The 25,999-nt window shown below is 56.1% G+C and carries 25 protein-coding genes and 1 tRNA gene; 13 read left to right on the top strand and 13 right to left on the bottom strand.

The features are described from left to right. A complete protein-coding gene (locus AB1L30_RS01885) occupies nucleotides 1-360 on the bottom strand; it encodes a DUF4190 domain-containing protein (RefSeq protein WP_367011628.1) in 360 nt (119 codons plus the stop codon). Nucleotides 361-582: 222 nt separating this feature from the next. On the opposite strand from AB1L30_RS01885, the gene glyA reads away from it, so the two are divergent. Beyond that, a complete protein-coding gene (glyA, locus tag AB1L30_RS01880) occupies nucleotides 583-1,836 on the top strand; it encodes a serine hydroxymethyltransferase (RefSeq protein ID WP_367011626.1) in 1,254 nt (417 codons plus the stop codon). A gap of 424 nt (nucleotides 1,837-2,260) precedes the next feature. Here the strand turns inward: glyA and AB1L30_RS01875 are convergent, their stop codons facing one another. From AB1L30_RS01875 to AB1L30_RS01860, 4 genes are all read right to left on the bottom strand, one after another. Further along, nucleotides 2,261-2,920: an Lrp/AsnC ligand binding domain-containing protein gene (locus AB1L30_RS01875; protein WP_367011624.1), complete on the bottom strand. Its 660-nt coding sequence runs from the start codon at nucleotides 2,918-2,920 to the stop codon at nucleotides 2,261-2,263. A gap of 28 nt (nucleotides 2,921-2,948) precedes the next feature. After that, complete coding sequence (locus AB1L30_RS01870; protein ID WP_367011623.1) at nucleotides 2,949-3,893, bottom strand: hypothetical protein; 945 nt, start codon at nucleotides 3,891-3,893, stop codon at nucleotides 2,949-2,951. 361 nt (nucleotides 3,894-4,254) lie between these two features. Beyond that, nucleotides 4,255-6,306, bottom strand: coding sequence for a prolyl oligopeptidase family serine peptidase (locus AB1L30_RS01865; protein ID WP_367011622.1), 2,052 nt, complete (start codon nucleotides 6,304-6,306; stop codon nucleotides 4,255-4,257). A 217-nt stretch (nucleotides 6,307-6,523) separates the two neighbouring features. Further along, a complete protein-coding gene (locus AB1L30_RS01860) occupies nucleotides 6,524-6,757 on the bottom strand; it encodes a hypothetical protein (RefSeq protein WP_367011621.1) in 234 nt (77 codons plus the stop codon). A gap of 13 nt (nucleotides 6,758-6,770) precedes the next feature. On the opposite strand from AB1L30_RS01860, the gene mnmA reads away from it, so the two are divergent. Together mnmA and AB1L30_RS01850 are read left to right on the top strand one after the other, a co-directional pair. Further along, nucleotides 6,771-7,895, top strand: coding sequence for a tRNA 2-thiouridine(34) synthase MnmA (gene mnmA / locus AB1L30_RS01855; protein WP_367011620.1), 1,125 nt, complete (start codon nucleotides 6,771-6,773; stop codon nucleotides 7,893-7,895). A gap of 38 nt (nucleotides 7,896-7,933) precedes the next feature. Next, on the top strand, nucleotides 7,934-8,449 hold the full coding sequence (locus AB1L30_RS01850; protein ID WP_367011618.1) for a hypothetical protein: 516 nt from the start codon (nucleotides 7,934-7,936) through the stop codon (nucleotides 8,447-8,449). A gap of 19 nt (nucleotides 8,450-8,468) precedes the next feature. On the opposite strand, the gene AB1L30_RS01845 is transcribed toward AB1L30_RS01850, so the two are convergent. Beyond that, entirely contained in the window at nucleotides 8,469-9,083 is a 615-nt protein-coding gene (locus AB1L30_RS01845; protein ID WP_367011617.1) for a nitroreductase family protein, read from the bottom strand. Between the two features lie 139 nt (nucleotides 9,084-9,222). On the opposite strand from AB1L30_RS01845, the gene AB1L30_RS01840 reads away from it, so the two are divergent. Further along, a complete protein-coding gene (locus tag AB1L30_RS01840; protein ID WP_367011616.1) occupies nucleotides 9,223-9,588 on the top strand; it encodes a hypothetical protein in 366 nt (121 codons plus the stop codon). A gap of 61 nt (nucleotides 9,589-9,649) precedes the next feature. Here the strand turns inward: AB1L30_RS01840 and AB1L30_RS01835 are convergent, their stop codons facing one another. Together AB1L30_RS01835 and AB1L30_RS01830 are read right to left on the bottom strand one after the other, a co-directional pair. Next, on the bottom strand, nucleotides 9,650-10,066 hold the full coding sequence (locus AB1L30_RS01835) for a nucleotide pyrophosphohydrolase (protein WP_367011615.1): 417 nt from the start codon (nucleotides 10,064-10,066) through the stop codon (nucleotides 9,650-9,652). Nucleotides 10,067-10,169: 103 nt separating this feature from the next. Further along, nucleotides 10,170-10,907: a hypothetical protein gene (locus AB1L30_RS01830; RefSeq protein ID WP_367011614.1), complete on the bottom strand. Its 738-nt coding sequence runs from the start codon at nucleotides 10,905-10,907 to the stop codon at nucleotides 10,170-10,172. Nucleotides 10,908-11,116: 209 nt separating this feature from the next. Here AB1L30_RS01830 and AB1L30_RS01825 point away from each other — a divergent pair, with 209 nt between their 5' ends. The 4 genes from AB1L30_RS01825 (at nucleotide 11,117) to AB1L30_RS01810 (ending at nucleotide 16,878) form a co-directional block, all read left to right on the top strand. Continuing rightward, nucleotides 11,117-11,596, top strand: a complete 480-nt coding sequence (locus AB1L30_RS01825; protein WP_367011613.1) for a MarR family transcriptional regulator — start codon at nucleotides 11,117-11,119, stop codon at nucleotides 11,594-11,596. Then, on the top strand, nucleotides 11,593-12,873 hold the full coding sequence (locus AB1L30_RS01820) for an efflux RND transporter periplasmic adaptor subunit (RefSeq protein ID WP_367011612.1): 1,281 nt from the start codon (nucleotides 11,593-11,595) through the stop codon (nucleotides 12,871-12,873). Before AB1L30_RS01825 ends, AB1L30_RS01820 begins: the two co-directional genes overlap by 4 nt. 54 nt (nucleotides 12,874-12,927) lie before the next feature. Continuing rightward, nucleotides 12,928-16,488, top strand: a complete 3,561-nt coding sequence (locus AB1L30_RS01815) for an efflux RND transporter permease subunit (RefSeq protein WP_367011611.1) — start codon at nucleotides 12,928-12,930, stop codon at nucleotides 16,486-16,488. Nucleotides 16,489-16,611: 123 nt separating this feature from the next. Further along, entirely contained in the window at nucleotides 16,612-16,878 is a 267-nt protein-coding gene (locus AB1L30_RS01810) for a hypothetical protein (RefSeq protein WP_367011610.1), read from the top strand. A 34-nt stretch (nucleotides 16,879-16,912) separates the two neighbouring features. Here the strand turns inward: AB1L30_RS01810 and AB1L30_RS01805 are convergent, their stop codons facing one another. Further along, nucleotides 16,913-17,260: a hypothetical protein gene (locus AB1L30_RS01805; protein WP_367011609.1), complete on the bottom strand. Its 348-nt coding sequence runs from the start codon at nucleotides 17,258-17,260 to the stop codon at nucleotides 16,913-16,915. A gap of 145 nt (nucleotides 17,261-17,405) precedes the next feature. Beyond that, on the bottom strand, nucleotides 17,406-17,732 hold the full coding sequence (locus AB1L30_RS01800; protein ID WP_367011608.1) for a hypothetical protein: 327 nt from the start codon (nucleotides 17,730-17,732) through the stop codon (nucleotides 17,406-17,408). A 243-nt stretch (nucleotides 17,733-17,975) separates the two neighbouring features. Between AB1L30_RS01800 and AB1L30_RS01795 the strand changes: the two genes are divergently transcribed. The 4 genes from AB1L30_RS01795 (at nucleotide 17,976) to AB1L30_RS01780 (ending at nucleotide 21,209) form a co-directional block, all read left to right on the top strand. Continuing rightward, a tRNA-Cys gene (locus AB1L30_RS01795) sits at nucleotides 17,976-18,047 on the top strand. A 644-nt stretch (nucleotides 18,048-18,691) separates the two neighbouring features. Continuing rightward, complete coding sequence (locus AB1L30_RS01790) at nucleotides 18,692-19,324, top strand: response regulator transcription factor (RefSeq protein WP_345085584.1); 633 nt, start codon at nucleotides 18,692-18,694, stop codon at nucleotides 19,322-19,324. 129 nt (nucleotides 19,325-19,453) lie between these two features. After that, the gene (locus AB1L30_RS01785) at nucleotides 19,454-20,806 is read left to right on the top strand and encodes a mandelate racemase/muconate lactonizing enzyme family protein (protein WP_367011607.1); all 1,353 of its coding nucleotides are present in this window, start codon (nucleotides 19,454-19,456) and stop codon (nucleotides 20,804-20,806) included. A 109-nt stretch (nucleotides 20,807-20,915) separates the two neighbouring features. After that, a complete protein-coding gene (locus AB1L30_RS01780; RefSeq protein ID WP_367011606.1) occupies nucleotides 20,916-21,209 on the top strand; it encodes a hypothetical protein in 294 nt (97 codons plus the stop codon). A 39-nt stretch (nucleotides 21,210-21,248) separates the two neighbouring features. Here AB1L30_RS01780 and AB1L30_RS01775 read toward each other — a convergent pair whose 3' ends face one another. Further along, entirely contained in the window at nucleotides 21,249-22,040 is a 792-nt protein-coding gene (locus AB1L30_RS01775) for a DUF1223 domain-containing protein (RefSeq protein WP_367011605.1), read from the bottom strand. 194 nt (nucleotides 22,041-22,234) lie between these two features. Here AB1L30_RS01775 and AB1L30_RS01770 point away from each other — a divergent pair, with 194 nt between their 5' ends. Further along, nucleotides 22,235-23,068 carry a hypothetical protein gene (locus AB1L30_RS01770; protein WP_367011604.1) on the top strand — a complete coding sequence of 278 codons (834 nt, stop codon included), beginning with the start codon at nucleotides 22,235-22,237 and terminating at the stop codon, nucleotides 23,066-23,068. A gap of 72 nt (nucleotides 23,069-23,140) precedes the next feature. On the opposite strand, the gene AB1L30_RS01765 is transcribed toward AB1L30_RS01770, so the two are convergent. Together AB1L30_RS01765 and uvrB are read right to left on the bottom strand one after the other, a co-directional pair. Next, nucleotides 23,141-23,557, bottom strand: coding sequence for a hypothetical protein (locus AB1L30_RS01765; RefSeq protein WP_345085599.1), 417 nt, complete (start codon nucleotides 23,555-23,557; stop codon nucleotides 23,141-23,143). 228 nt (nucleotides 23,558-23,785) lie between these two features. Next, nucleotides 23,786-25,861: an excinuclease ABC subunit UvrB gene (gene uvrB, locus AB1L30_RS01760; RefSeq protein WP_367011603.1), complete on the bottom strand. Its 2,076-nt coding sequence runs from the start codon at nucleotides 25,859-25,861 to the stop codon at nucleotides 23,786-23,788. Nucleotides 25,862-25,999 lie beyond the last annotated feature (138 nt).

The following is a 25,999-nucleotide window of genomic DNA, read 5'->3' as shown; positions in this document are numbered from 1 at the left end:
TTATCGCACAGCCCCGCCGACCAGGCCAATCACCATCAGGCTGATGCATGACAAGTTGGCCAACGTCGCCAAGAACCCGAGCACGATTCCGATCCATGCATGGACGGAGCCTTTGATCGCCGGGTTTCTCTTACGGGCTCGCAGCCCCATGATTCCCAGGACGAACGCCGGAATCGAAGCGAAGATCCCAATCACCGGGAACATCCCGATAATCCCCAGGTAATACGCCGCCAACGCGGATGGATTTTTATAAGGAATCAAGCCTCCCGTGGCATCGCCCGAGGTATCCAATGGCGGCCGATCCGCAGGGATCAGCGGGGCATCTGGCCGGGGAGCTTCAAACGGGTTGGGCTGGCTCATCGTCGGTGTTTCCTGGTTCGCAATGCCACGGTATCGAAATGGTGCGGGGGGCAGGGGAGTAATTCTCCGATATTTCCCTGCAAATTGCGATATCTGTATGCCTTAAATCTGGGGGCATCTGTGCCCGTTGACGAACCCTACACGCTTTCCGACAATTCAATATTCTTTCCGGGGCATTGGTTCGCTCTGGGGTCCCCACATGGTTACAACCACGACGTTGGCATGAACTTAATCAAGCAAAACGATCCCGAAATTTGGGCAGCCATCAAGGCGGAACAGGTTCGTCAGGCAGACGGCCTGGAAATGATTGCCTCGGAAAACTACACCAGCGCGGCCATTCAACAGGCCGTCGGCAGCGTGCTGACCAATAAGTACGCCGAAGGTTACCCAGGCCGTCGCTACTATGGCGGCTGCGAACATGTCGACGTGATCGAACAAGTGGCGATCGACCGAGCCAAGCAACTGTTTGGTGCCGAGCATGCCAACGTTCAGCCCCACGCTGGCTCGCAAGCCAACTTCGCGGTCTACCTGACGGCTGTCGAACCAGGCGATACGATCCTGGGGCTCGATCTGGCCCATGGTGGTCACTTGACCCACGGCATGAAGCTGAACGTCAGCGGCATCCTCTACAACTTCATTAGCTACGGCGTCGATCGCGAAACGCATCGCCTCGACTTCGATGCGATCGCCAAGCTGGCCAAAGAACACAAGCCAAAGCTGATCGTCGCTGGTGCTTCCGCTTACCCGCGTGAAATCCCGCACGAAAAGTTTGCCGAAATTGCCAACGACGTCGGTGCTAAGCTGTTCGTCGATATGGCTCACTACGCTGGCCTGGTTGCCGGTGGCATCCACAACAGCCCGGTTCCTTACGCCGACTACGTGACGACGACATGTCACAAGACGCTGCGTGGCCCTCGCTCGGGTCTGATCCTGTGCAAGGAAGAGAACGCGAAGATGATCAATCGCAACGTCTTCCCTGGCACCCAGGGCGGTCCGTTGATGCACGTGATCGCCGGCAAAGCGATCTGCTTCCACGAAGCCTTGCAGCCAGAGTTCAAGCAATACGCTCAGCAGGTGGTCGACAACGCTAAGACCTTGGCCGACACCCTGATGTCAGGCGGCTTGAAGCTTGTCTCGGGCGGCACCGAAAACCACTTGATGCTGGTCGACGTGACCGCTGTCGGCACGACCGGCACGCCAGCCGAAAACGCCCTGGGCGCTTGCGGCATCACGGTCAACAAGAACATGATCCCGTTCGACGAACGCAAGCCAATGGACCCAAGCGGGATCCGCATTGGTACGCCAGCGTTGACGACTCGCGGCATGAAAACCGAAGAAATGAAGATGATCGGCGGCTGGATCCTCGAAGCCCTCAAGGCTCCCGAGGACGCTTCCGTTCATGCCCGCATCCGCGGCGAAGTTGCTTCGCTGTGCGAATCGTTCCCCGTTCCTGGCCAACCAGTCGAACTGCACTAAGCGAAACGCCAATCCGACCAACAACGAAAGTGCGTGCTCTATCCCAGGGCACGCACTTTTTTATGGACCGCCTTCAATCAGAAGTCACCAAAGCGATCAATCGCGTGTGGTCTGCTCCAGAAAAAGAGCCTCGGCCGGGGTCAGCTTCCCGCTGGACGAGGAAGGCTTTGATTTCACCGACGAAACCACCATCAGCATCACCGACCAAAACAGGACCCCTGTAACGATAACAATCACGACCAGGGCCGCCCCGAAAATCCGCACTTTGGTGTCGATCTCGGGTTGGGTTTTCTGGCGATCTTCGGCAGGTTTTCTATCTTCCACAACAATCAGTTAACTCAATCATTTGCATTTCTAAGCAAAAACACACCGTACAGCTAAGTAACGATATCTCTTTTGGTCATAAAACAAGTGACGACGCTCACTACGACTTGTTCGTCATCTTTGGGCAGTTCATCAGAGTTGCCGTCTTCAAAATATGGTCCAGGTTATCCACCTGATACACAAGAAACTGATGAAGCGTTTGCATCTCTCCCGAACTGCTCTTCTGAACACCTTCTTTAATAATCGCTATCACGTCAAATTTGCCAAATACGGCATCGGCAAAAAGTACGCGATCTTCATTCCGCAGCGTTTCAGCCAAATGCTCACACTTAGTTAATTTTCCGCGATGAATTGCAGCTTCTGGACTTGCAGGCATACCGAGGCGTTGCTCTTTAATACGGTCGATCCCATCTTCTGCTGCGTATCCGAAGTCGACATTGAAGCATAGAGCAACACAACCTGGATCATTAATCAGCGAAGTCTCTCTACCTACATCGTCTTTCGAGCTCGCGATAAACGTTTCAGTATCACCAATACCGTTCTGTGATCCAATTTCTTGGACAACAAGATGAAGTAAGTGAAGATCATTGGCTTCGACCACAATCATAAAATCGTACTGACCGTAGAGAGTACACACCTTCCTCACTCGATAGCCCTTCGAAGTGTCCTGACTATTAGCCCAGTCAGCGAGATTCTCGTCAGCCATTGTAAAGTGTTTCGATGGATAACGACGTCGTGTCACCCCGATATATGCGCGCATTAATCACATCCTCCGAGCAGTGTCACCATTAGGACAAGAACACTACGGCCTCAGTTAAACGACGAGTTTGAATAGAACACACCTGAAAGATTGCCCGAAATAGTCCTCTACAAATCTCCGATTCACGCTCTTCATTCCTCTCCACTTCTTCACAACTCTTGGAAAGTCTTGAAATCGTCTGCAGACCGTTCTGGACCCTTACGACAGAAGACCATTTCTGATCGAGATCGCTTATCCGCTCCGAAATTACGGTCCCCAAATTTTCCATTGGTTCATGCAAAGCAGGATCACTTCGCCGGCGATGCACCTCCACCCACTCGTCTAAAACATGATTGCCCACAAACAAACAATCTTCAGCGAATTTGCTTTCCTCACCAACGATCTGAACAACTTTTCCGTCGCTTTCCATGAATCGATTTGCAATTAGTCTTTCAGCGCATATTGCCAAACCACGTCGATACCATGAGAACAACTTTTCGCTTTCAAGTGAGTTGAAATCGCCCACGGGACTGTCGCAATCCATGATCTCATCGAGTTCACGGCTCAGCCTATTCACTGTACTTAGCCATTGCATACGCATCGAAAACTCCTGAAGTCGAACCATTCGTGAAGTCGACTCCCTGTTTAGGAGCAAATCTTGGTGCTCCTTTTCAGCTTGCAACTTGGCGATTTCGGCGTCGATTCGATTCGTCTCTGCTTCTTCTTTGCTAATTCGATTTGCAGTCACCTGCTCCTGAAGTGACTGCACAATAAAAAGAATTGCAATGCTCGAAACCATTGCATTAACTACCCCAAAAGAGTCGCCAACCTCGTTGAGATTTTCTGCAATTTCTAGAAAGCTAATTCCCTTGATTGCCAGAAAGTAGGCTTTGAGCAGGTATAGAACACCGACTACTGCGATTGCAACAACGATACTTTGAGCTATTGACTTCTTTACAAATTCCGATTGAGATTCGCGTGTATCTTTAACCATTGGTTCACCCTATGTAGGCAGGGGCAACGTCATCCACCTGGGACATTTGTATCAAACGTTTTACATACACATTCCTGCTTCAGTCGAGCATATTTATTGTGGAAGATTCTCCTCCAGCACTAGGAATGCGGGCCTAATTAGAAGATCTAATAGGCGAAGCCTGGCTCTGCCTTCTCCAAATCTATGAACTGGCTTAAAATCGCTGGAATACCAGACTGCCTCCACACTTCCATCAAAGGCGACTGGCTCTAAAGAAATCAGCATTAGTCATACAATTCAGTTACAAAAAAAGCACCTAGCCAAACAAAAACGTTAGCTAAGTGCTTTAATGCACAACAATAAGTGAGTCCGACAACCGGCCTTACTTGTTCATCAACTGCTGCTTGAGAAACTCGTAGGTCAGCGCGGTCATGAAGGCTCGCTGTTTGTTGTCGGCGGCGCCGGCGTGGCCACCTTCGATGTTTTCATAGTATAGAACATCGTGCCCCATGTCCTTCATCCGGGCAACCATCTTGCGAGCGTGGCCTGGGTGGACGCGGTCGTCGCGGGTGCTGGTGGTGAACAGCGTCTTGGGATACTTCACATCCTTCTTCACCAAGTGATAAGGCGAGAAGGTCTGGATGAACTCCCACTGCTCTGGATCGTCTGGGTTGCCGTACTCACCCATCCAACTTGCCCCTGCCAACAGCAGATGAAAACGCTTCATATCCAGCAGCGGAACCTGGCTGACGACGGCACCAAACAAGTCGGGTCGCAGCACCAGCATGTTGCCGGTCAGCAAACCACCATTGCTGCCCCCCATCACGCCGAGATGTTCCGACGAGGTCACCTTGCGGGCGATCAGGTCTTCGCCAACGGCGATGAAGTCTTCGTAAGCCTTGTGACGGTTTTCCTTCAACGCGGCCTGATGCCACTTCGGACCGAACTCGCCACCACCACGAATGTTGGCCACCACGAACACGCCGCCAGAAGTCAACCAGGCAGTGCCGGTTGTGGCGGAGTAGTTCGGCGTCAGCGGAACTTCAAAGCCACCGTAGCCATACAGGAGCGTCGGATTGGTGCCGTCGAGCTTGATGTCCTTGTGCGAAACCTGGAAGTAAGGAACCTTGGTGCCATCCTTCGAGGTCGCTTCGTACTGCTCGACCACGATACCAGTCGCATCGTAGAAGGCTGGCAGCGACTTCAGCTTTTCGATCGCCGGATCGCCTGCGGTCCCCAGGAACAGCGTGGTCGGCGTCGTGTAGTCGGTCACCGTCAGGAAGAACTCGTCCGACTCTTCTTCATCGACCGCACCAACCGAAACCGAACCAAACTCAGGCACGCCTGGCAGTGGCTTACGCTCCCAAGTGCCATCTTTGTTCGGTGTCCACTGATAAACCTTGTTGCGGACGTTGTCGAGTTCGTTGACCAGCAGAAAGTTCTTGGTCGGGCTGTAGCCTTCCATGGACTTACGATCGGTTGGCTCGAACAAGACGGTGAAGTCACGCTTCCCTTGCATGTAGTCGTCGAAGTTTCCGACCAGCAGCGCGCCTGGCTCGTAGGTCTTGCCGCCGACTTCCCACGTACTGCGAGGCTGCACGAAGATCCAATCCCGATGGACGTTCACCTCGGCGTCGTCTGGCTTTTCGATCTCGATCAGCTTGCCATCTTCGACCAGGTACAACTTGCTGGTCCAGAAGGTCATGCCACGGCTAACGAACTCACGTTCAAAGCCAGGAGTGTCGTCGTAAACACCGCTGACACTGACGTCGGTCTTTTCGCCTTCGAAGATCGTTTTGGCTTCAGTCAGGGGCGTGCCACGCTTCCATTCTTTGACGATGCGTGGATAGCCCGAGTCGGTGAGCGAACCTTCGCCGAAATCGGTGCCGACCAGTAGCGTGTCTTTATCTTTCCACGAGATGCGGCTCTTCGCTTCGGGCAGGTAGAAACCATCTTCGACGAACTCACGCGTCTCGACATTGAATTCGCGTTTGATGTCGGCATCGGCACCACCTCGCGACAACTTCACGATCGCGTGGGTATAGTCTGGCCGCAGCATCGAGACACCATGCCACACCCAGTTCTCGCCTTCTTTTTCAGCCAGGGCATCGACGTCGATGATCACGTCCCACTCCGGCTTTTCCTTCTTGTATTCTTCCGGGGTCGTCCGACGCCACAAGCCACGTGGGTGCTCGCCATCTTGCCAGAAGTTGTAGTAGTAAGGGCCTCGTTTGGCGACGAATGGAATGCGTTCGTTCGAGTTCAAGATCTTCAGAATCTTGTCCTGCAGTTCTTTGAAGTCTTCCGATTCGGTCAGCTCGGCGACGCTCAGCTTGTTTTGCTCTTTGACCCAGTCCAGAGCCTTGTCGCCGGTGACATCTTCCAACCAGAGATTCGGATCGTCCGAGACAGGTTCGTTGGCCTCTTGTGCCATGGCGAGATTTCCTCCGTGTAGTGCGAGTAGCGAGAACAAACTCAAGAGAAGCAACGGGATCGTTCGCATTGTTGGCTCCATGTGATGCGGCGTCCGGGAAAGCTGCGTTATTCTGTACCCCATCGTATGTCCCCCGGCCCTATCGTGACAACCTAGGCGAGCGGTCGAATCGAGATCGTTTTGAGCCCAGGGGGACAGATCGCATTTTCACCCCAAATTATTTCCCTGCCGATCTCGATTCGGAAAACTGGGACTCGCCGACCATCGGGCTGATCGGCGTCTTCTCGACAGGGTTTAGCAGCGATTTGCCGAGAAATTTAAGCATTTCGCGGATCCCCACCGCTGCCGGGGGTGTCTGGACAATAGGATGATTTTCTAAAATGGCGAGAATCATCGCCGCCAACGGATGCCCATTGGCAGCAAGCCATTTTCCGGAATCGAACGTTTCCAACAGGATTCATTACGTGGCCCGAGTTGTTCTAGCCATGTCCGGAGGGGTCGACAGTAGTGTCGCCGCTCAACTGCTCAAACGTGACGGACACGACGTCATCGGGGTGTTCATGCGCCATGGCGAAGAGTCGCCGGTCGCTCACTGCAGCCTTGATGCGCCCGGTGGCGGTACGGCGCTCCAGATCCTCAACGAACGTGCCGACCACAAGCAAGGTTGCTGCAGCGCGTTAGACGCGGCCGACGCACGCCGGGTGGCTGATCGAATGGACATTCCATTCTATGCCCTGAATCTGCAGGAAGAGTTCGGGCAAATCATGGAGTACTTCGCCGACGAGTACATCCGGGGCCGCACGCCGAATCCTTGCGTGATGTGCAACAACTGGATCAAGTTCGGCAAGCTGTTCGATTACGCCGACAGCGTTGGTGCTGAATACGTTGCCACCGGTCACTATGCCCGGCTGATCCCATCTGACGATGCCGACGGCACGCCGCGCCTGGTACGGGGCGTCGATCCACGAAAAGACCAAACCTACGTCTTGTTTGGCATCGGTCGACAATACCTGAAGCGGATGATGCTGCCGGTCGGCGACTTCCACAAGGAAGAGATCCGCTCGATGGCTGGCGAGACCGGTCTTCGTGTGGCTGATAAGAAGGACAGCCAGGAAATCTGCTTCGTCACCAGTGGCAAGCACGACCAGTTCGTCAAGCAGCGTCGTCCGGGCGCGCAAACGGCTGGAGACTTTGTGCTGACCGACGGCACCGTGGTCGGCCAACACGATGGCATCGAGCGGTTCACGATTGGCCAGCGAAAAGGCCTGGGGATCGCTTTGGGGGAACCTCATTACGTCGTGAAGATCGACCCGGTCGACAAGCAGGTTGTGCTCGGCAAGATCGAAGCTTTAGGCCGCGCCGAATTGACCGCCAGCCATTGCAACTGGTTGGTCGAGCCAGGCGAGAATTCGTTCCGCTGCGAGGCGATGATTCGCTACAATAGCCCAGCCCTGCCAGCCACGGTCAACGTGCTTCCCGAAGGCAGGATCTCGGTTACCTTCGACGAACCACGCAATGGCATTGCCCCTGGGCAAGCTGTCGTCTGCTACGACGGCGATACGCTACTGGGTGGCGGTTGGATCGAGTAACCGCACGATCCTGAGCCTCACTGCCGAAAGCTTTTCGCGTGCCACCGACTGCTACTCCGCCTGATAATCCCTTTCAGTCGCCTGAAAGGATCGCTCGCGAAGAAAGCCCTGCTACGCAAGTCCCAAGCAAACCATTCACACTGTTTTGGGCGCTGGCGATTCTGGGCCTGGTCTCGATCCTGTTGGCGGCGATCGTCAACGGTTTGATCGCGGGTCTTGGATGGCTGCCATTGTTCGGGCTGACCTTCTTGCACGCTTATCTGAAACTGAGAAAGTATCCGCCCGACCTGTTTCCCAACAGCAAGAAGCAGTTCGGAGAACTGTTCTTTTCAGCCGCCGTCACGCTCGGCTTGTTCATGTGGTGCCTGCTCTGCGTTGCCCTGACGGTGGAATTCGTCCCGAGGCTGGTGCAACTCGTCGTCCCCTCGATCAACATCAAGGATATGTTGTTCGGGTGGATCGCAATCGGGCTGTGGGTCGTGATCTACTTCGTTTGCTACGCCTACACGATTCGCCCGATGTTCAGCAAGAAGCCGGCCAAGCCGAGCGAGTAGAGCAGGGGAGCAAGCTGTCTTACGACTTCGCCGGGAACTTGTCGTTCACGATCACGTCTTCCAGCGTCAACTGGCCAGGCTTACCCCACGCACCTTGCTTCGCCTTACCGACGACAATCATCATGCCCAGAACATGGTCGTCGGGCAGATTGATGACTTCGGCAACCTTGCCAGGGTCGTAACCCACCAGCGCGCCGGTATCGTAGCCCATGCTCTTGGCAGCGAGCATGATCGTCTGGGCAGCGATTCCCATCGAACGCATCGCTTCGTCACGCTGCAGTTCTGGCTGGTTGTCGTACAAACCGACCAGCATGCTGACCAATCGCTGGCCGATTTCTGGCGGCGTGTTCTTCCAATAGCGTTCCGGCTCTTTCTTGAAGGCATGCATGTCGGCCGTCAGCACGATCAACAGCGAAGCATCAGCGACCTGGGCCTGATTGTAGGCGGCTGCTTTCAACTGCTGGCGGACTTCTTTATCGCGAACAACCACGAATCGCCAATGCTGAATGTTGAAAGAGGTGGGCGACTGCAAAGCCGCTTCCATCAGCTTGGTGATTTCCTCTTCGGTCATTTCGTGGTCGTCGTGATAATGCTTGATCGACCGGCGGCCGTAGATGGCGTCGAAGGTGTCCATGCCCTGCTTTCCGCGTATATCGTGAGAACGAATCGATGGTTTGCCAGGTCTTATTCTGGCGCGAAAGGCACGTTTCGCCTACCCATCCCTCAAAATCGCTGCTGCACCAAACCAGGGTGGTATGCTAGAACCATCCTCCATGGACACCAATTCATCCGACAATCCGTTTGAATCTCCCTCGGCCGCCAGCAATCCTGGCGTCAACGCCGAGCTGATCATTCGCCGCGTCAGCCTGGCATGGCTTCTGCCTGCCATTGGGATCGTGATGGTCCCAATTGTGGTGGCGTGTCACATGTTCGCGACATACTCGTCGCTGTCGATCATGCTGATCTGTGCGATCCTCTTCACCATGGCAGCCGGCCTGGCCGTGACACTGTATGGACTGCTGATGATCGGCGCCTCCCCGAAAGTGGCAACGCATCTCTTGATTGGCATCACCACCCAGGTCTTGCTGCTGCTGACGATCTTCGGAGGGATCGCGTTCGTGATGTTCTCGGTCTGGTAGCCATCACCAATCAGCCCATCTGGGCAGGGGGCTCTCCGCGAAATATTTCCCGAGGCCGCGACTACGCTTCTTTCGGCGGGTCTTCTTTGCCGTAACGCCCACGGAACTCGTCGGCAGGATACTTCAGCACGTTCTTCTTCATCTTCTCGCGCATCAGCGTGGCGATGTCGAAGTTCATCTCGTTGCACAGCGCCATCGCATAGCACATCACGTCAGCGATCTCTTCACCGATGGCGGCCCGTTTGTCAGGCTCCATTTCGGCTCGCGAGGCCTCGACGGTGATCCATTGGAAATGCTCCATCAGTTCGGCAGCCTCAATTGCTAGAGCCATGCTGATGTTTTTGGGAGCATGAAACTGACGCCAGTCTCGTTCGGCGACGAAATGCGAGACCATGTCGCGAAGCTGCCCCACCGGGGTGCTTGGGTCGTCCGAGATCGCGTCGATGCGTTGACGCAAAGAAGATGGTTGATCGGTCACGTGGCTCGCTCCTCTTCGATTCCTAGAAACCGCCCAGGCCAAACTCGCCCAGGCAGCGTGAATCATAATTGAGGAATTCTCAGGCCGCTGCAACCGGCAACGACTAGAGATCGCCTTCGTTTTCTGCCTTGATCGCTGGCAAACCGAGCAATCGGCAAGCGAAGATCGGAGACAAGCCGTCATCGTTGGAAGTCGCAACTTCTGGCTGGCTCAGCTCTTTTCGTTCGACTTCTTCATCAAAGACGCGGGCAAAGACAGGCTGACTTGGCTTCTTCTCAGCCTTCTTTTCGGGCGCTGCGACGGGTGGCAATGCCGGAGGAGGCGATTGCGTGAACCGCGAGCCACCTGCCGGAGGTGCCGGCATCTTCGGAAGCGATGGCATCGAAGCGAAGCGCGAAGTTGGCGCCTGGGCCGGCTGCGATGCGGTCAATGTTTCTTCGTGACTGACCGTTCGCCCAGAAACTTCTGGCCCAATCACCACACTTGGCCGGCTCCAGTCCACGGGATCTGCCGCGTGGGGGGAAAGAGACGCATTTTGCGGTTTGGCCGCAATTGGGTCTGATTTAGGTGCCGGAGCATTGGCCGAAACGCTGTTAGTTTGGGTAGGTACCGGAGGCTGGGCATCGATAGGCGGGAGCCTACGAAGCTCGGCGTCGGACGGCTTAATTTGGGGATCCACCAGCGAGGGTGTCGGTGGATTGTCGGTCGACCAACGCGATGCTGTCAACTGCTGTCCCCACGCAAGGGAAGTGCTAAGAGCGACCCCCACTACGGCGAGGTGCGGAATCGTTTTGATTGCAAAGCTTTTCATGTTGGGTCGTTCGCCATCGATGAGCGCCATGATCGCCTCCCGCGCTGAAGGCCAATTTTGGGTCGAAGCGTGCGGCCGCTTGAAGAGACCGCGTCTTGAATCTCATCGACATTTCGACTCAGCAGAGTTTAACGATTGTAAGCTTTATGCTGCGCGAAACGAGAAAAGTCTTGACCACCCATTCGCACTGCAGGCATACTTGATTAGGCAGGCTAACTATCTACCCCCGACAAGTTTTTATGCAGTACGATTTTCATGCCAGCACCGGCTATTGGGTTTGTCTGGCAGCACAACACTTCCAGCAACGAATTGACGCCGAGCTGCGTCCCTTCGGGATCACGTTCCGCCAGTTCCAGGTGATTGCCTGGCTGAAGGTGGATGGACCGTTGACTCAAAGCGAGCTGGCACGACGCATGTTTATCGAGAAGCCCACCCTTTCGGGCATCATGAACCGCATGGAAGCCATGGACTGGATTCGCCGTGCTTCATGCGTGCAAGATCGCCGTAAGAAGCACCTGGAAATCGGTTCTGCGGCGGAGCCCGTGTGGGAAAAGATTTGTGCGATCCTGACCCACGTTCGCGAGCAAGCGGTGCAAGGTTTATCCGCCGAAGAGGTCTCGCAATTGCATTCCCTGCTGGGGCGTGTGCAAGCCAATCTCGATGGTTTGCCGGCTCCTTCCCCATTCCCCCAAACCTTCACGACTTCATCACCATCATGAAATCGCTGCCCTCCTTAACGTCGCTCCTCCTCGTTGCCCCTGCGGTGCTCTGTCTGACCGCCAGCACGTTCGCTCAAGCGCCCGCTTCTCCGGTTCGGACCGCGGAAGTCGAGCAGCGGGAGATCGCCGCCCACAAACCGTTTGTTGGCACGGTCATGCCGATCAAGCACGCCGTGCTGGGAAGTGCGGTCGATGGTCGCGTCATCGAGTTCAACTACGAAGAAGGGGACCGCATCGAAGATGGTGCCGCCGTCGCTCAGCTTCTGACCAATACGATCGAACTTCAGAAAGAAGCCGCCCAGGCCGAACTGGCAATGCGCAAGGCGGAACTGGCTGAGTTGGAAAATGGCACCCGGACCGAAGAAGTGCAGCAGATGCAAGCGCGGATGCTGGCTGCGGAAGCTCAGGTTCGTTATCTGAAAGCTCGACGCGACCGTGCGGTCGAACTGTACGAGAACCGCAAAGTGACTTCCGCGGAAGTTCGCGACGAAGCGGTCGCCGCTTCGGATGGCGCCGAGCAGTCCTATCTCGAAGCGAAAGCGGCCTACGAACTCGCTGTCGCGGGGCCACGCATCGAACAGATCGCTCGAGCCAAAGCCCAGGTCGCGATGCAAGCGGCGATCGTGCAAGAGTTGGAAGATCGCATCAAGAAGTACACGATTCGCTCGCGATTCACGGGCTTTGTCGTCAAGAAGTCGACCGAAGTGGGTGCCTGGGCGACCAGCGGTGGTGCGATTGCCGAAGTGGCCCAACTCGACCAGGTCGACCTGGTGGCCAACGTCCCGGAACAAGACATTCCCTACGTTCAATTGGGCCGCGAGGTGACAGTCGCCGTGTTCGCTTACCCTGGCCGGCAGTTCACCGGCAAAGTGTTTTCGATCACGCCACAAGCAGACGTCCGAGCCCGCACGTTCCCGGTCAAAATCCGCATCAAGAACGAATTCGACGGCGAGAAGCCGGTGCTCAAGGCAGGCATGATGGGCAACGTGCTACTGCAGACCGGTGAACGCAAGACGGCATTGCTCGTCCCAAAGGATGCCGTTGTCCTGGGTGGCCGGTCGCCGATGGTCTTCGCCGTCGAGAAAGCCCCGATGAGTGAGGGCAACGTTGTCAAACCGATCCCCGTGACGCTTGGTGTTTCGGAAGGTGGCTCGATCGAAGTCACTGGACCACTGACGCCTGGCATGCAGGTGGTCACGCAAGGCAACGAGCGTCTTCGACCAGGCCAGACCGTGAACATCTTGCCAGCCCCGGAAGGACCAGCCGCCGGCACGTAAGGATTGCGAAACCGCCCCTCATCCCCCATCCCGCCCAACGCAAAAGCTAATCCGATGATCGAGTTTTTCCTCAACAATCCTGTCAAAGTTTCCGTCGGCGTGCTGCTCGTCGCACTGTTCGGCACGGTCGCCTTGTTTCGCATGCCGATGGCCCTGACGCCTGAGGTCGAAACGCCGACGATCACCGTGGAAACGAAGTGGCCTGGTGCCAGCCCGCAGGAAATCGAACAAGAGATCGTCATCGAACAGGAAGAGCAACTCAAGAGCGTCGAAGGCATCCGCAAGATGACTTCGGAAAGCAGCGACTCGTCGGCGAAGATCACGCTCGAGTTTCTCGTCGGCACCAACATGGACGAAGCCTTGCTGAAGGTGAACAGCCGCCTCGCCCAGGTTCCTGACTATCCGGAAGATGCCGATCAACCGATCATCAGCACGGCCAATTCTTCCGATCGACCAATTGCCTGGTTCGTGCTCAGTGCCCGTCGTCCGTCCGACGAAGAGTTCGCCGAGTTCCGCCAGAAGCATCCGCAACTGAAAGAGACCATCGACGAAGTTGAATTCGCTCCGAACATCGGGGTGCAGATGCTAAAGCTGCGCCGAGCTGCCGACGAGCATTACGAGTTCCAGGAACTGCTCCCGCCAGAATCGCTCGACATCCAAACGTTGAAGCGATTCGCCGAAGATGAAATCGAAGCCCGCTTTGAACGAGTCAGTGGTGTCTCGCAGTCGAATGTGATCGGCGGCCTGGAAGACGAGATTCAGGTGATCGTCCACCCCGAAAGGCTGGCTGCCCGTAGCTTGACGATTTCCGACGTTCGCCGCGTCCTCTCTGGCCAGAACGAAGACACCTCGGCCGGCGACTTCTGGGAAGGGAAGCGTCGCTGGGTCGTGCGAACGCTGGGGCAATTCCGTTCGCCGGAGCAGGTCGAGAATCAATTGCTGGCGGTCCGAGACGGCGTGCCGGTTTATGTTCGTGATGTTGGCGAAGTGCGACACGGTTATAAGAAGCCAACCGGCATCATGCGTCGCTTTGGCGAGTCGGCGATTGGGATCAACTGCATTCGCGAAACCAACGCCAACGTGCTGGACGTGATGGATGGCTTGCGACACGTTCGCGAAGAACTGGACGAAGGCCTGCTGAAGTCCAAAGGGCTACAGCTTGTTCAGGTCTACGACGAAACCGACTACATCTATTCGTCGGTCGACCTGGTTCAGCAAAACATCTTTATCGGCGGTGCGTTGACCATCTGCGTGCTGATGCTGTTTTTGCATCTGGGCGTTCGCACGCTGATGCTGATTCCCGTGGCCATGGCGTTGGCGATCGCTTCGGCGACGGTCAGTGGCTGGCTGTTCATTCCCTGCTTAGTGCTGTTGATTGTCGCAGGCTTCTGGTTCGCTCGCGGGGCCCTGGTGGTCGCGTTGGCGATTCCAACCAGTATCATCGGAACGTTTTTGATCCTCGGGGCGTTGGGGCGGTCGTTGAACGTGATCAGCCTTGCCGGTCTGGCGTTCGCCGTCGGTATGCTCGTCGACAACGCGGTCGTTGTGCTGGAAAACATTTATCGTCACTATCAGCTGGGCGATCCGCCACTGAAAGCGGCTTCCAAAGGAACGCAGGAAGTGTGGGGGGCGGTCTTCGCTTCGACGGCCACCACCGTTGCGGTGTTCCTCCCGATTGTGTTTGTGCAGGAAGAAGCGGGGCAGTTGTTCCGAGACATTGCCTTGGCAATTAGTGCGGCCGTCGCGCTTTCGTTGGTCGTTTCCATGTCGGTGATCCCGACGGCTGCCTCGCGTCTCTTCCATGGCTCACGCAAGTCGAGCAAGCACAATCCCTCGAACGGCAATGGCCATGCGAAAACAGCCGCCCCGGCTGCTGCATCGGGGCTGGAAGCCGCCATCGGCAAGATGGGCAATGCGACGATCGAGTTGGTCGTCGCGCTCAATCGCTGGCTGATGGCAACCGTCTTTCGCCGCGTCGCGGTGATCGGAATCATTCTGGCTGCCACGGTTGTTTTAAGCTGGGCTTTATGGCCAAAGGTCGAATACCTTCCGACCGGTAACCGAAACCTCGTGTTCGGAATTCTGCTGCCGCCGCCAGGCTACAATATCGATCAGCTGATGGCCCTCGGCAAAACGGTCGAAGACGAATTGAAGCCTTACTGGGACGTCGATCCGAACGATCCGGCGGTGCAAAATGCGAAGTACCCGGCGATCAGCGACTTCTTTTTTGTCGCTCGTGGACGCCAGGTTTTCATGGGGCTGCGAACCTACGACGACCAGCGCTGCGGCGAGTTGGTTCCGCTCGTGCAATCGGTCGGAGCAAAGCTGCCAGGGACGTTCGCCGTGGCGAAGCAATCGAGCCTATTCGAGCAAGGTCTGACCGGCGGTCGTACGGTCGAAGTTGAAATCACCGGGCCGGAACTTCCGACGCTGGTTGGGATTGGCGGGCAGATCTTAGGCAAAGTCAAAAGCCCGAACATGATGCCATCGGCCCAGGTTCGTCCGGTGCCGAGCCTCGACCTTTCGAGTCCTGAACTGCATATCGAACCACGCCTGGTGCAAGCCGCCGAAATGGGTGTGACGAGCTCGGACCTCGGTTACACCGCCAATGCCTTGATCGACGGTGCCTATGCCGGTGACTACTTCCTGGATGGTAAGAAGATCGACCTGACGATCATCGGCGAGACGCACTTTGCCGATTCAACGCAGAAGATTGCTTCGCTTCCCATCGCCACGCCTGGCGGCGAATTGATTCCGCTAACGGCGCTCGCCGACGTGAGCCTGAAGAGTGGCCCAGAGCAAATCAACCATCGCGAACGACTCCGGTCGATCACCATCGAAGTTTCGCCACCGCCTGAAATGGCGTTGGAAGACGCAATGCAGCGGATCACCAACGAGATCGTCAATCCGATGATCGCCGACGGCACAATCCCCGATGGCTATCGCATTGGCCTTTCCGGGACGGCCGATAAGCTGCAAGACACCTGGATCTCGCTGCGATTCAATGTGATCCTGGCTCTGTTGATCACGTACCTTTTGATGGCGGCTTTGTTTGAATCGTGGATCTATCCATTCGTGATCATCCTCAGCGTGCCGCTGGGGGCGGTCGGTGGCGTGATGGCGCTCTCGCTGTTAAATCTGTTCGTGCTGCAGCCGCTGGACGTGCTGACGATGCTCGGCTTCGTGATCCTGATCGGAACGGTGGTGAACAATCCGATTCTGATTGTGCACCAGGCGTTAAATCACATGCGGGAAGATGGCATGAACCTGCGCGAGTCGGTGCTGGAAAGTGTCCGGTCCCGTATCCGCCCGATCTTTATGACCACGATGACAACAGTTCTCGGCCTGATGCCGCTGGTGCTGTTCCCAGGTTCCGGTAGCGAACTTTATCGCGGGCTGGGAAGCGTAGTTTTGGGAGGTTTGCTCGTTTCGACCTTCCTGACGCTGGTTTTAGTGCCAAGCTTGTTTAGCCTGACCGTGGAAACCTATGAAGGTCTGATCTCGCGGTGGCGTCGCCCAGAAGAGGAAGGCGACGATCTCGAGGACAACGAAAACGAAGACACCGCCGCCGAATTACCCAAACCAGAATACGCCACCGCACCTAGCAGCCAGTGAGTGGGGTTCCGGACAACAGGGCAGGGAACCGCTAAAATGGTGCGAGGGATGGTTTTGCGGTGCCAATCCTTCAGGTTAAACTAGGGTTCTCGTTTTGACCGCGCCTAATCGCAGGAACTCTCCATGCTGACCCTTCGCCGAGCCACGATCCTGTTCGTCCTGTTGTTCATGCAAGTCATGGCAAGCCCTGTCTTCGCGCAAGGGGCCGGTGAGGAAGAAGAAGGCAAAAGCTGGGTCCTGGCCTATATCTACGTGGTGTTGCTGGTTTCGCTAGGCGTGATGGTGGTTGGTTTTGGCACCAACCGCGAGAACGAAGAGGCGCGAAAGAAAGAACGCAAAGAAGCCCTCGAGAAAGAGGAGCGTCTCAAGAAGCTGGAGGGGGGACACTAGTCGCGTCCCCATCCTTGCGTCGGCAGCCCCAGACCTAGACCTGGGAGGCGACCGCCATCTTCTCGTTGGTTCGAGCAAACGCACCAACCAATCGCACGATCTTTCGATCGACTTCCAAAATCGGTTCGCAAGCAGCAGCCGCTTCGCAGACGTCGGCGGCACGCGAAGCTAATTCTTCATAGCCGTAGACATCGCAGCAGCGGTGGATGAAGTGGCTGACTCGACCGATTTCGGCCAGGTTTCCTTCACGAGCAGCCGCCACCAGGGCGTCCATCCGCGGAGCGAGTCCATTCAGGAAGGCCTGAACTCGAACGGAATTCAATGCCAATCGCTGGTTAATTTTGCGCAGGTCAGGCAATTGATTTTGGGTAGGATTCATCATCAATCTCGCATTCACGCTGGGCATGAGTTAGGGAAGGGGATGCCCGATTAGGCACCTTTTGCGAGATCGGCAAAGATCGCAGGCCGAAACCCTCACGAATCGCGTCGTGGTGAGAATTATTTCCGATTGCCGGCGAGCTTAGCGGTTATGCCGCTTGTCGGGGCGCTTCGCACGATTCGATCATCGCAGCAGACGAATAATTCTCGCCCACTGCCAGGCGATCGAGGATGGCATCGAGCAATTGCTGACGCTGACGGCTCGATTCAGGCCGCTGCTGGCGGAGCGAGTCGACATATTCTCGCACGGTTTGGCGAAGACGCGCCCGGCGATAACCTTCCAGCTCTTCGGGGGTCAGATCGCTAGCAAACAATTCTGCCTTTTGTTGAGCGATTTCGGCCAACTGACGAACCGCTTGGTTGACGAGTTGGTCTTTCCTGGTGAAACTGGTCACCCAAGCTAAAAGTTGCCGCACCGGAAGATTCCTTTTCCTAAGGCAGTAAGTTGTATTTGGTGATGGATATGGTCATCGAACCATGCCAGCACCGGGCAACAGCACACTGCCAAAGAATTGCTTCCTGCGAACTAGAGAAAGCTTGCCAGTTGTTAAGAAAATCGATAAAGAGATCGTCTCTTAGCAGCCGATACCATTGTCAAAGTCAGCGAATTTGAAATAATCAGACCAATCGCTGATCACCACTTAAGGTGGCAAAGTTAAGGCGCCGTGGCCAAGTGGCTAAGGCAGTGGATTGCAAATCCACCATCGCCGGTTCGAATCCGGCCGGCGCCTCTTTCTTTTTTCTCTCGCGACATTCTCCGCGAATATCCCATCATCCCCAGGTCGGCCGGCTCCAAATGTCGCGTATTGCAGGGGACTTACGGTAAACCCTATCTAAAAAATTGGGATCAAATGCTACCGTAGCAAGAAGTATTTCCCATTTTTTTTCTTGACACCGCATTGCGGCGTTTCAGCATGATTCGTTAAGAATCTCAAACACGTGCTCAACTTTCGCTTACTGTCGAGCACGAGGTTAGTGCGGGGAAGCCGCAAGCACCTCGGCGTAAGTAGTTGAAACACCCGAGTTTTTTGATCGATGAGTTGGTCAGTATCCATCTGCTGTGGGTGCCAGCCCTAGCAATTTTCGCGGGTTAAGTTACTTTATCTCTAGCGGGTGGTATGCTGAACTGAGTACGACACCAGTGGGGTATCTACCTCTTGTGCAAGTTTTTTTTCGTGAAACTCGTTTCAGCGAGTACCGCGAATCCAAGGGCAAAAACAGTAGACAACCGTATCGAAAGGCAAGATCGGCCAGAGATTGCCTCAGATGAAATGCTGCCGAGGGACCAAGACGGAACCTGTCAGCATCGCGTTTGATTCGATTCTTCAGCAGAATCTAGGATGCGGCATACCATGAGATTGATGTGGAGTAATCGATGGCAATTCGACTCTTAGTTGCAGACGACCATGAAGTGGTCCGTTGCGGATTGAAGACGCTGGTGGCAGATAGCGACATCGAGATCGTCGGCGAGGCCGCGACTGGTGACGCAGCGATCACGCTGGTCGACGAAGTCAAACCAGACGTCGTGCTGCTAGATATTCGTATGCCGGAAGGGGACGGCCTCACGACCCTCGGCCGACTGAAGCTGGATCACCCTAACCTGGCGATCCTCGTTCTGTCGACCTACGACAACCCAACCTACGTCGCACGTGCCGTGGCCCTGGGTGCCGCGGGCTACGTTCTGAAGGGGGATCCGAAGGATCGCCTGCTGGACGCCATTCGCACGGCTCACCGTGGCGAAAACGCCTGGACGCGTGACGAACTGCGTCGTGTGACCGGTGCCTTGGCAACGCCACGCTTGAACGCCGACGTCGAAGTTCCGCTGACGCAGCGTGAAAGCGAAGTCCTTCGCCAGTTGGCCCTGGGGCTGACCAACAAGGAAATCGCTCAGGCTCTGCACATCAGCTACGAGACCGTCAAAGAACATGTCCAGCACATTCTGCGTAAGGTCGGTGTTTCCGATCGTACTCAGGCCGCTGTCTGGGCTGTCCGCAAGGGTCTGGTCTAAGTAGACCCTCTCGCGATCGATCGCTGTCGAATCAGGTAACGACTCAGGCTTCGTGGGTAATTGCACGTCGCCTGAGAACGCTTACCATGGGTGGCTCCTCCTTCCCCTCCTTGCATGGATGAGCCACTCATGAGCAAGCCTACCGATATCGTCATCCGAGACGTCGTTCCCTCGACGCAAACCATCCAGTACCGCAGCCCGATGAAGTTCGGTGGGCGCGTCGTCACGGATGTGACTCTCTTCAACGTCGAGATTACCGTCGAAACCCGGGCCGGCCAGATCGGCAAAGGGTATGGTTCGATGCCGATGGGCAACGTCTGGGGCTGGCCATCTTCGCAAGTCGACAGCGAGCAAACGCTGAAATCGATGATCGACGTGGCGCACCGCTTTTCCGCCGAAGCCAGTCAACTGAATCAGCCAGCGCATCCGCTGCAGCACGCGCGGTCGCTTCACCAGCCGCTGCTTTCGATTGGCAAACAACTGGAAGGAGAGCAGGGGCTTCCCGAAGCGATTCCCATGCTCGCGTTGATGGTCGCTGGCAGCCCAGTCGATGCCGCCATCCATGATGCGTACGGCAAAGCCCTTGGCCTGAACAGCTACAACACGCTCGGCCCAGAGTTCATTGAAGAAGACCTGGCGAGCTTTCTGAATGAAGACTTTGCCGGCGAACACCTCGACAGGTACACGCTCCGCGAGCCTCGGGCGACGATGCCTCTGTATCACCTGGTCGGGGCGCTCGATCCACTCGATGCCGGCGAACTAACTTCGCCCGTCGGCGACGGCCTGCCCGAGACGCTCGATCAATGGATCGCAGCCGATGGCCTTACCCACCTGAAGATCAAGCTGAATGGCGACGACCTCGACTGGGATGTGGCCCGGGTCACTAAAATTGACGCCGTTTCAAGCGAAGCCCAGGCAAAGCGTGGAATCACTGCCTGGTTCTATTCGCTCGACTTCAACGAGAAGTGTGCCAGTGTCCAGTATGTGCTCGATTTTCTGGCGAAATTACAAGCGACCAGTCCAGCCGCGATGCAGCGTGTTCAGTACATCGAACAGCCAACCCATCGCGATCTGCGAAAGCATCCGGAGAACAAGATGCATGCCGCTGCAGAAATCAAACCGGTGGTCATTGATGAGTCGTTGATCGACCTCGAAACGCTCTTCCTCTCGCGCGAGCAGGGCTACAGCGGTGTCGCCTTGAAGGCTTGCAAGGGACATTCCGAAGCGTTGCTGATGGGAGCCGCCGCGCAGAAATACGGACTGTTTCTGTGCGTGCAGGATTTGACCTGCCCCGGCGCTTCGTTCCTGCACTCTGCCAGTATCGCTGCACGACTGCCAACGATTGCCGCAATCGAAGGGAACGGTCGCCAATATTGCCCTGCTGGCAACGATGGCTGGCGCGATCGATTCCCCGGCATGTTCAACATCACGGATGGCACCGTAAGGACCGGGTCGCTGATTGGGCCAGGGTTAGGGTTTTGATGCCAGCCATAATGAGGGGCATGTGGTGTCATTTTAGATGCTAGATTTTTGACGAACATCTACCTGCAATCTGGCAAACCACTTGTGATGTCTCTCAGGAAGTCGCCCCATGGAAAGCAAACCACATCTCGACCCAAGCCTGGTCGAGCGGCTGAGATCATCCGTCGTTCGTGGCAAGACGCTCTCTTCTGCCATGGAAGTCTTGTTTCACGAGCTTCCCAACGACAAGCGAAGCACGGTATGGCTCGTAAACCTCGTATGCAAGGCGTTTTGCCTGTCAATCGCGGAAGCGAGTCAGGTCGCGGCCTGGGAAGGGCCTGGCATCGGTGTGGCGACCAATGAACGGCTCGATCAGTTCGTCATGCCTTCAATTCTTCGGCGGCAACCGGAGTGGGAGTCTTAATCGGTCAGCACGCGTTCACAGCCAATCATTCGGCCCGACCTATTTCGCCGTCGCACCGACGATCGCCAGCGTTTGTGGATCCTGGACGAAAGCGACGACCTGCCAGGCAGCCTCAGCCACATCTTCGGGAAGTTCAAATTCGACGCTTCCCTCCGCATTCGCAATCGCCACCGGTCGCAACGCCCGGACGACGTTCGCATGCTGTAATGTGCGGCCAGCGTTCTCTCCGTTAGGGACTTCGTTTGCTGCAGGATTATCGACCAGGGCGATGTTGAGATAGCGTCCTTCGATCGGTCCTTTTAAGCGATAGGCGACTGTGACCTGCCGCATCGGACTATCTGGCTTGACATTTAATTCGATCTCAACCTCGGCCTTTTGCTTCAGCGCGTGCTCAACCACCTTCCGCGCTTTTGCCCGGTCGGAACCAACAAATTCGACGCGACCATTCACAATCATCTGCGGTGTGTAAACGCGTTGGCTTCCCATCGCCGTCGCATATGCTCGCTGACGACGCGTAAAGAGATCTTCGCTGTAAGGATCGGGCCAACCAAGGTTGTTCCAATAGTCGACATGAAACGAGAGCGGGTAGATCGGCAGCTTCGATTCGGCCGCGGTCGCTTTCAATTCTCGCAGCACCAGATCGGCCGACGGACAACTGCTGCAGCCTTGCGACGTGTAGAGCTCGACGATGGCGATCCCCACCGGCGGATCGGTTTCAGCCGGTTCGATATCCAGCGATTGCATTTCTTTTTGTGCCAATGCCATCGCGGCTCCTCCGGCCAGCGTTGCCGCCGCCAAGATTACTGCAAATGAAGGAAGTCGAGTTTTCATCCGCGGTATCTCCTGATGTTGCTGATGACGCTTCTTTCAGTATGCCATCATTTTCGCCGGATCCTCCTCACCCGTCAGTATGCTGCGCGACATACGACAATTTACTTGATCGACGCCAGCGAAGTGCGTTCAATAGGAAGCTAACCGCCCATGCAGCGGCACTTGCCACCCCCGAGTCACGGATGAGGATCTCGATGTTGTATCGCCACCTGCTTTCGTTACCTTGCCTGCTTCTGTTGTCGACGTGGCTCTTTGCCGAAGCGCCGACCATGCCCGATTCCGCCATCGATGGCTGGAAAAGGCTTGAGGCCACCGCGGGAGGTGTCGCCGGTAGCTGCCGCTATACCAATGCCATCAACGACGACACCGGGCTAGGCGTTCACTGGAGCGAAGATCACGTTACGTTCGCCAGCGACAACCAGCAGATCTGCGTGGCAGGCACTCGCGATGGCAAGCGATCTGTCATCGCTGTAAATCCCAAGTATGGCTTCACGCTCGCAGGTCCCGATCACGATAACGACTACCAACGTAAGCGTCTGGTGAAAGGGAAGCAGCGCGAGAAAGAACTTGCTCGTGCCGGCGAAGCGATTTTCCCGCTGCTGCATGCCGGCTATTCAATCTGTGGAAAGTCGTTGATCTCGTTGGTGGAAGACCACGAAGCGACGACAATCCATTCCCTTTCCATCGATCCTGAAACGAAGGTTGCGACGCTGAAGTTCACTTACAACGCGCCCGTCCGCCCGGCCGATACGCTGGTTACCGGTGGCACGATTCGCCTGGCGACCGATGGCGACTGGCGGATTCTTTCTTACGACTGCGAGACGCGCTGGGGCACGCTCGCGGGACACGTTCAGTACCAAACGTTTCGCAGTAGCGTCGTTCCGAGTCACGTGACGGTAACCGTTCGGCCAGGCTCAGCGATGCATGTCGGCGTCAGCACGTACGAGCTCGAATCGATCGAGCCGCTTCAGGCGGGCCGGCTTAAGAACTGGCTGAAAGACTATCGTCTGGAAGAACCCACGCCATAACCAGACCGCGCATGAAGAAGGACCGGCGGTTGGGCCGATCCTTGATCGTTTGTTTTGTCGCTTCCACCAGGCTTAGAACTGGCGTGGGCCACCCGAAACTGGAGGCGTAGCCATACGGAAGTAGGTGTGCTGGGTGGCGTCCCAAGGCACATTCGACTGGTGAGCCGAGTAGCGGTACATCATTGGAACCGCGTTGGCCGTTGGGCGAAGGTTGTTGATGCCGTACCACTGCTGCGAGAACATCCGCGAACGACGAGCGGCGGCGGTCAGTTCCGCACGACGACGGCGAGCCGCCGATGGATCTTCATAGCGTCGCAGTTCTTGCAGGTAGAACCACATCTCCGGAGTGGCGTTGCCCAGCGACGGCATTTCTTCCACCGTCGGGGTCTCCGGCTTGTCGTGATCGACAACCTTCAGCTCTTGAGCATTGACCTGCGAGGTCAGGGCGACAATCGCCAAAACAAAGGTGAAGGGGATCAGCTTGGTCATTCTGTACATACTCCAGGATGATGGTTGTCGTCGCGCAGTCTCGGCGCGTTTCTGGTCGCGTCGATTCGGCAACCTGACACACTTACGTCTTCTAGAGTCGGCCAATTAAGCCTCGGAAAATCGGCAAAATCGAAATTTCGCCCCACTCCGATCGAACGGCCTCGTCAAGCTCTGACCAGCTTTCCTACATCACCACGCATGCAGCAGCAGTGCTGGCATGCAATCGTTTTAAGATGCCCCTTTCTTGGGGCGTGGGATCTTGCCGCCACCGCGGGTCCGACGCCCCTTCTTGCGGCCTTTGCCACCATCTTTGACATCGACTTCGCTCTTCTTTTTGCCGATGGAATCTTCCATCTTCGAGATTCGGTCACGAATGGCGGCGGCCCGTTCGAACTCGAGATTCTCGGCGGCGTCCATCATTTCCTTTTGCAGCTCGGAAATGTATTCCTGGGTGATGATCTCGGAATCGTCGGTCAAGCCGACAGCTTGATTCGCTTTGCGATGAGCGTCCGCTTCCGCCTCGATCCCCCGGCGGATGTTCTTTTTGACCGTTTCCGGGGTGATGTTGTGCTCTTCGTTGTACGCCTGCTGGATCTCGCGACGACGGGCCGTTTCATCGATGGCACTTTGCATGGCGGCCGTAATCCGGTCGGCATACATGATCACCTTGGCATTCACGTTACGAGCCGATCGACCAATCGTCTGAATCAGCGACGTTTCGCTACGCAAGAAGCCTTCCTTATCGGCATCCAGGATCGCCACCAGCGAAACTTCCGGAAGGTCGAGACCTTCGCGCAGAAGGTTCACCCCGACCAGGCAGTCGAACTTGCCTTCCCGCAGGTCACGCAGCAACTCGACACGCTCGAAGGCATCGAGCTCGCTATGGAGCCACTTACAGGCGATCCCTTGTTCCGAGAAGTAATGCGCCAGGTCTTCGGCGAGTCGTTTGGTGAGCGTCGTGACCAAGGTTCGATCGCCCGCCGCTACCCGTTCGCGAATCTGTTCCAGCAAGTGAGGTACCTGACCGCGAGCCGGGCAGACTTCCACCACCGGATCGAGCAGCCCGGTCGGACGAATGATCTGTTCGACCACCTCACCGGCGGTCTTTTCCAGCTCGTAGTTGGAAGGAGTCGCCGAGACGAACACCGTCTGGTTGAGGATGTTCTCCCATTCCTCGAACTTCAGTGGGCGATTATCCAGGGCACTCGGCAACCGGAAACCATGTTCGACCAGGTTCATCTTGCGGCTGCGGTCGCCGTGATACATGGCCGATATCTGCGAGACCGTCACGTGCGATTCGTCGACGAACAACAGGAAGTCGTCGGGGAAGAAGTCATACAGCGTGCTTGGCGGAGCCCCCGATGGCCGGCCCGAAAGTGGCTGGCTGTAGTTTTCGATCCCAGGGCAGAAGCCGACCTCCTGCATCATCTCGAGATCGAAACGAGTACGGGCATTCAATCGCTGCGCTTCCAGCAATTTGCCAGCTTGTTTCAGCTCTTCCAGGCGACCGTTCAGTTCGGCTCGGATCTTTTGAACCGCCTTCTCGATCCGCTCTTCCGGCATCACAAAGTGCTTGGCCGGGTAGATAAACAGTTGTTCCTGATGCGAAATGATCTCGCCGGTGGTTGGGTTGATGATCGCCAACTGCTCGACTTCGTCTCCCCACAATTCGATGCGGTAGGCGAACTCTTCGTACGATGGCCAGATTTCCAGACAGTCGCCCCGAACACGAAACTTCGAGCGTTCAAACGAGACGTCGTTTCGTTCGTAAAGAATGTCGACCAGCTTGGAAAGGATGTCATCGCGATCGACGATCTGTCCTTTCCGGATGCTGACCATCATCTTCTTATAGTCGTCCGGCGAACCCAAGCCATAGATACTCGAGACGCTGGCGATGATCACCACGTCGCGACGGCTGACCAGGGCACTAGTCGACGCCAGACGCAGCCGGTCGATCTCGTCGTTGATCGAGGCATCTTTCTCGATATAGATGTCCCGCTGCGGGATGTAGGCTTCCGGCTGGTAATAGTCGTAATAGCTGACGAAGTAATGGACCGCGTTGTTGGGGAAGAACTCTTTGAATTCGGAATAGAGCTGCGCGGCCAGGGTTTTATTGTGCGAGATCACCAGGGTCGGGCGCTGCATGTTTTGAATGACGTTCGCCATGGTGAACGTCTTACCGGAACCGGTCACCCCGAGCAGACACTGGTGCTTCTTGCCCGATTTGATTCCTTCGGTCAAAGCCTCGATCGCGGCAGGCTGATCTCCGGCTGGTTTGAACGCGGACGCTAGCTGGAATTGCACTCCGACTCCCTTTTCTCTGCTCGCTTTTCTCGGCTCGGCAGGACGAGACCGGTTGCCAGCGTCTTGTCGGATCGCTGGACCTGGCTGCCCTCGGCTTGGATGCCCCAACGCAACCAGCCGATTCGTTTTATTCTAACC

This window comes from Bremerella sp. JC817, assembly GCF_040718835.1.
In the GTDB taxonomy this organism is placed as follows: domain Bacteria; phylum Planctomycetota; class Planctomycetia; order Pirellulales; family Pirellulaceae; genus Bremerella.
This window is presented reverse-complemented; position numbering and strand designations above follow the sequence as displayed.

Excerpts from the sequence above, each read along its gene's own strand:
- AB1L30_RS01885 (WP_367011628.1), bottom strand. The coding sequence starts at position 360 with ATGAGCCAGCCCAACCCGTTTGAAGCTCCCCGGCCAGATGCCCCGCTG.
- glyA (WP_367011626.1), top strand. The coding sequence starts at position 583 with ATGAACTTAATCAAGCAAAACGATCCCGAAATTTGGGCAGCCATCAAG.
- AB1L30_RS01875 (WP_367011624.1), bottom strand. The coding sequence starts at position 2,920 with ATGCGCGCATATATCGGGGTGACACGACGTCGTTATCCATCGAAACAC.
- AB1L30_RS01870 (WP_367011623.1), bottom strand. The coding sequence starts at position 3,893 with ATGGTTAAAGATACACGCGAATCTCAATCGGAATTTGTAAAGAAGTCA.
- AB1L30_RS01865 (WP_367011622.1), bottom strand. The coding sequence starts at position 6,306 with ATGGCACAAGAGGCCAACGAACCTGTCTCGGACGATCCGAATCTCTGG.
- AB1L30_RS01845 (WP_367011617.1), bottom strand. The coding sequence starts at position 9,083 with ATGGACACCTTCGACGCCATCTACGGCCGCCGGTCGATCAAGCATTAT.
- AB1L30_RS01840 (WP_367011616.1), top strand. The coding sequence starts at position 9,223 with ATGGACACCAATTCATCCGACAATCCGTTTGAATCTCCCTCGGCCGCC.
- AB1L30_RS01830 (WP_367011614.1), bottom strand. The coding sequence starts at position 10,907 with ATGGCGCTCATCGATGGCGAACGACCCAACATGAAAAGCTTTGCAATC.
- AB1L30_RS01825 (WP_367011613.1), top strand. The coding sequence starts at position 11,117 with ATGCAGTACGATTTTCATGCCAGCACCGGCTATTGGGTTTGTCTGGCA.
- AB1L30_RS01820 (WP_367011612.1), top strand. The coding sequence starts at position 11,593 with ATGAAATCGCTGCCCTCCTTAACGTCGCTCCTCCTCGTTGCCCCTGCG.
- AB1L30_RS01815 (WP_367011611.1), top strand. The coding sequence starts at position 12,928 with ATGATCGAGTTTTTCCTCAACAATCCTGTCAAAGTTTCCGTCGGCGTG.
- AB1L30_RS01810 (WP_367011610.1), top strand. The coding sequence starts at position 16,612 with ATGCTGACCCTTCGCCGAGCCACGATCCTGTTCGTCCTGTTGTTCATG.
- AB1L30_RS01805 (WP_367011609.1), bottom strand. The coding sequence starts at position 17,260 with ATGATGAATCCTACCCAAAATCAATTGCCTGACCTGCGCAAAATTAAC.
- AB1L30_RS01790 (WP_345085584.1), top strand. The coding sequence starts at position 18,692 with ATGGCAATTCGACTCTTAGTTGCAGACGACCATGAAGTGGTCCGTTGC.
- AB1L30_RS01785 (WP_367011607.1), top strand. The coding sequence starts at position 19,454 with ATGAGCAAGCCTACCGATATCGTCATCCGAGACGTCGTTCCCTCGACG.
- AB1L30_RS01780 (WP_367011606.1), top strand. The coding sequence starts at position 20,916 with ATGGAAAGCAAACCACATCTCGACCCAAGCCTGGTCGAGCGGCTGAGA.
- AB1L30_RS01775 (WP_367011605.1), bottom strand. The coding sequence starts at position 22,040 with ATGAAAACTCGACTTCCTTCATTTGCAGTAATCTTGGCGGCGGCAACG.
- AB1L30_RS01770 (WP_367011604.1), top strand. The coding sequence starts at position 22,235 with ATGTTGTATCGCCACCTGCTTTCGTTACCTTGCCTGCTTCTGTTGTCG.
- AB1L30_RS01765 (WP_345085599.1), bottom strand. The coding sequence starts at position 23,557 with ATGACCAAGCTGATCCCCTTCACCTTTGTTTTGGCGATTGTCGCCCTG.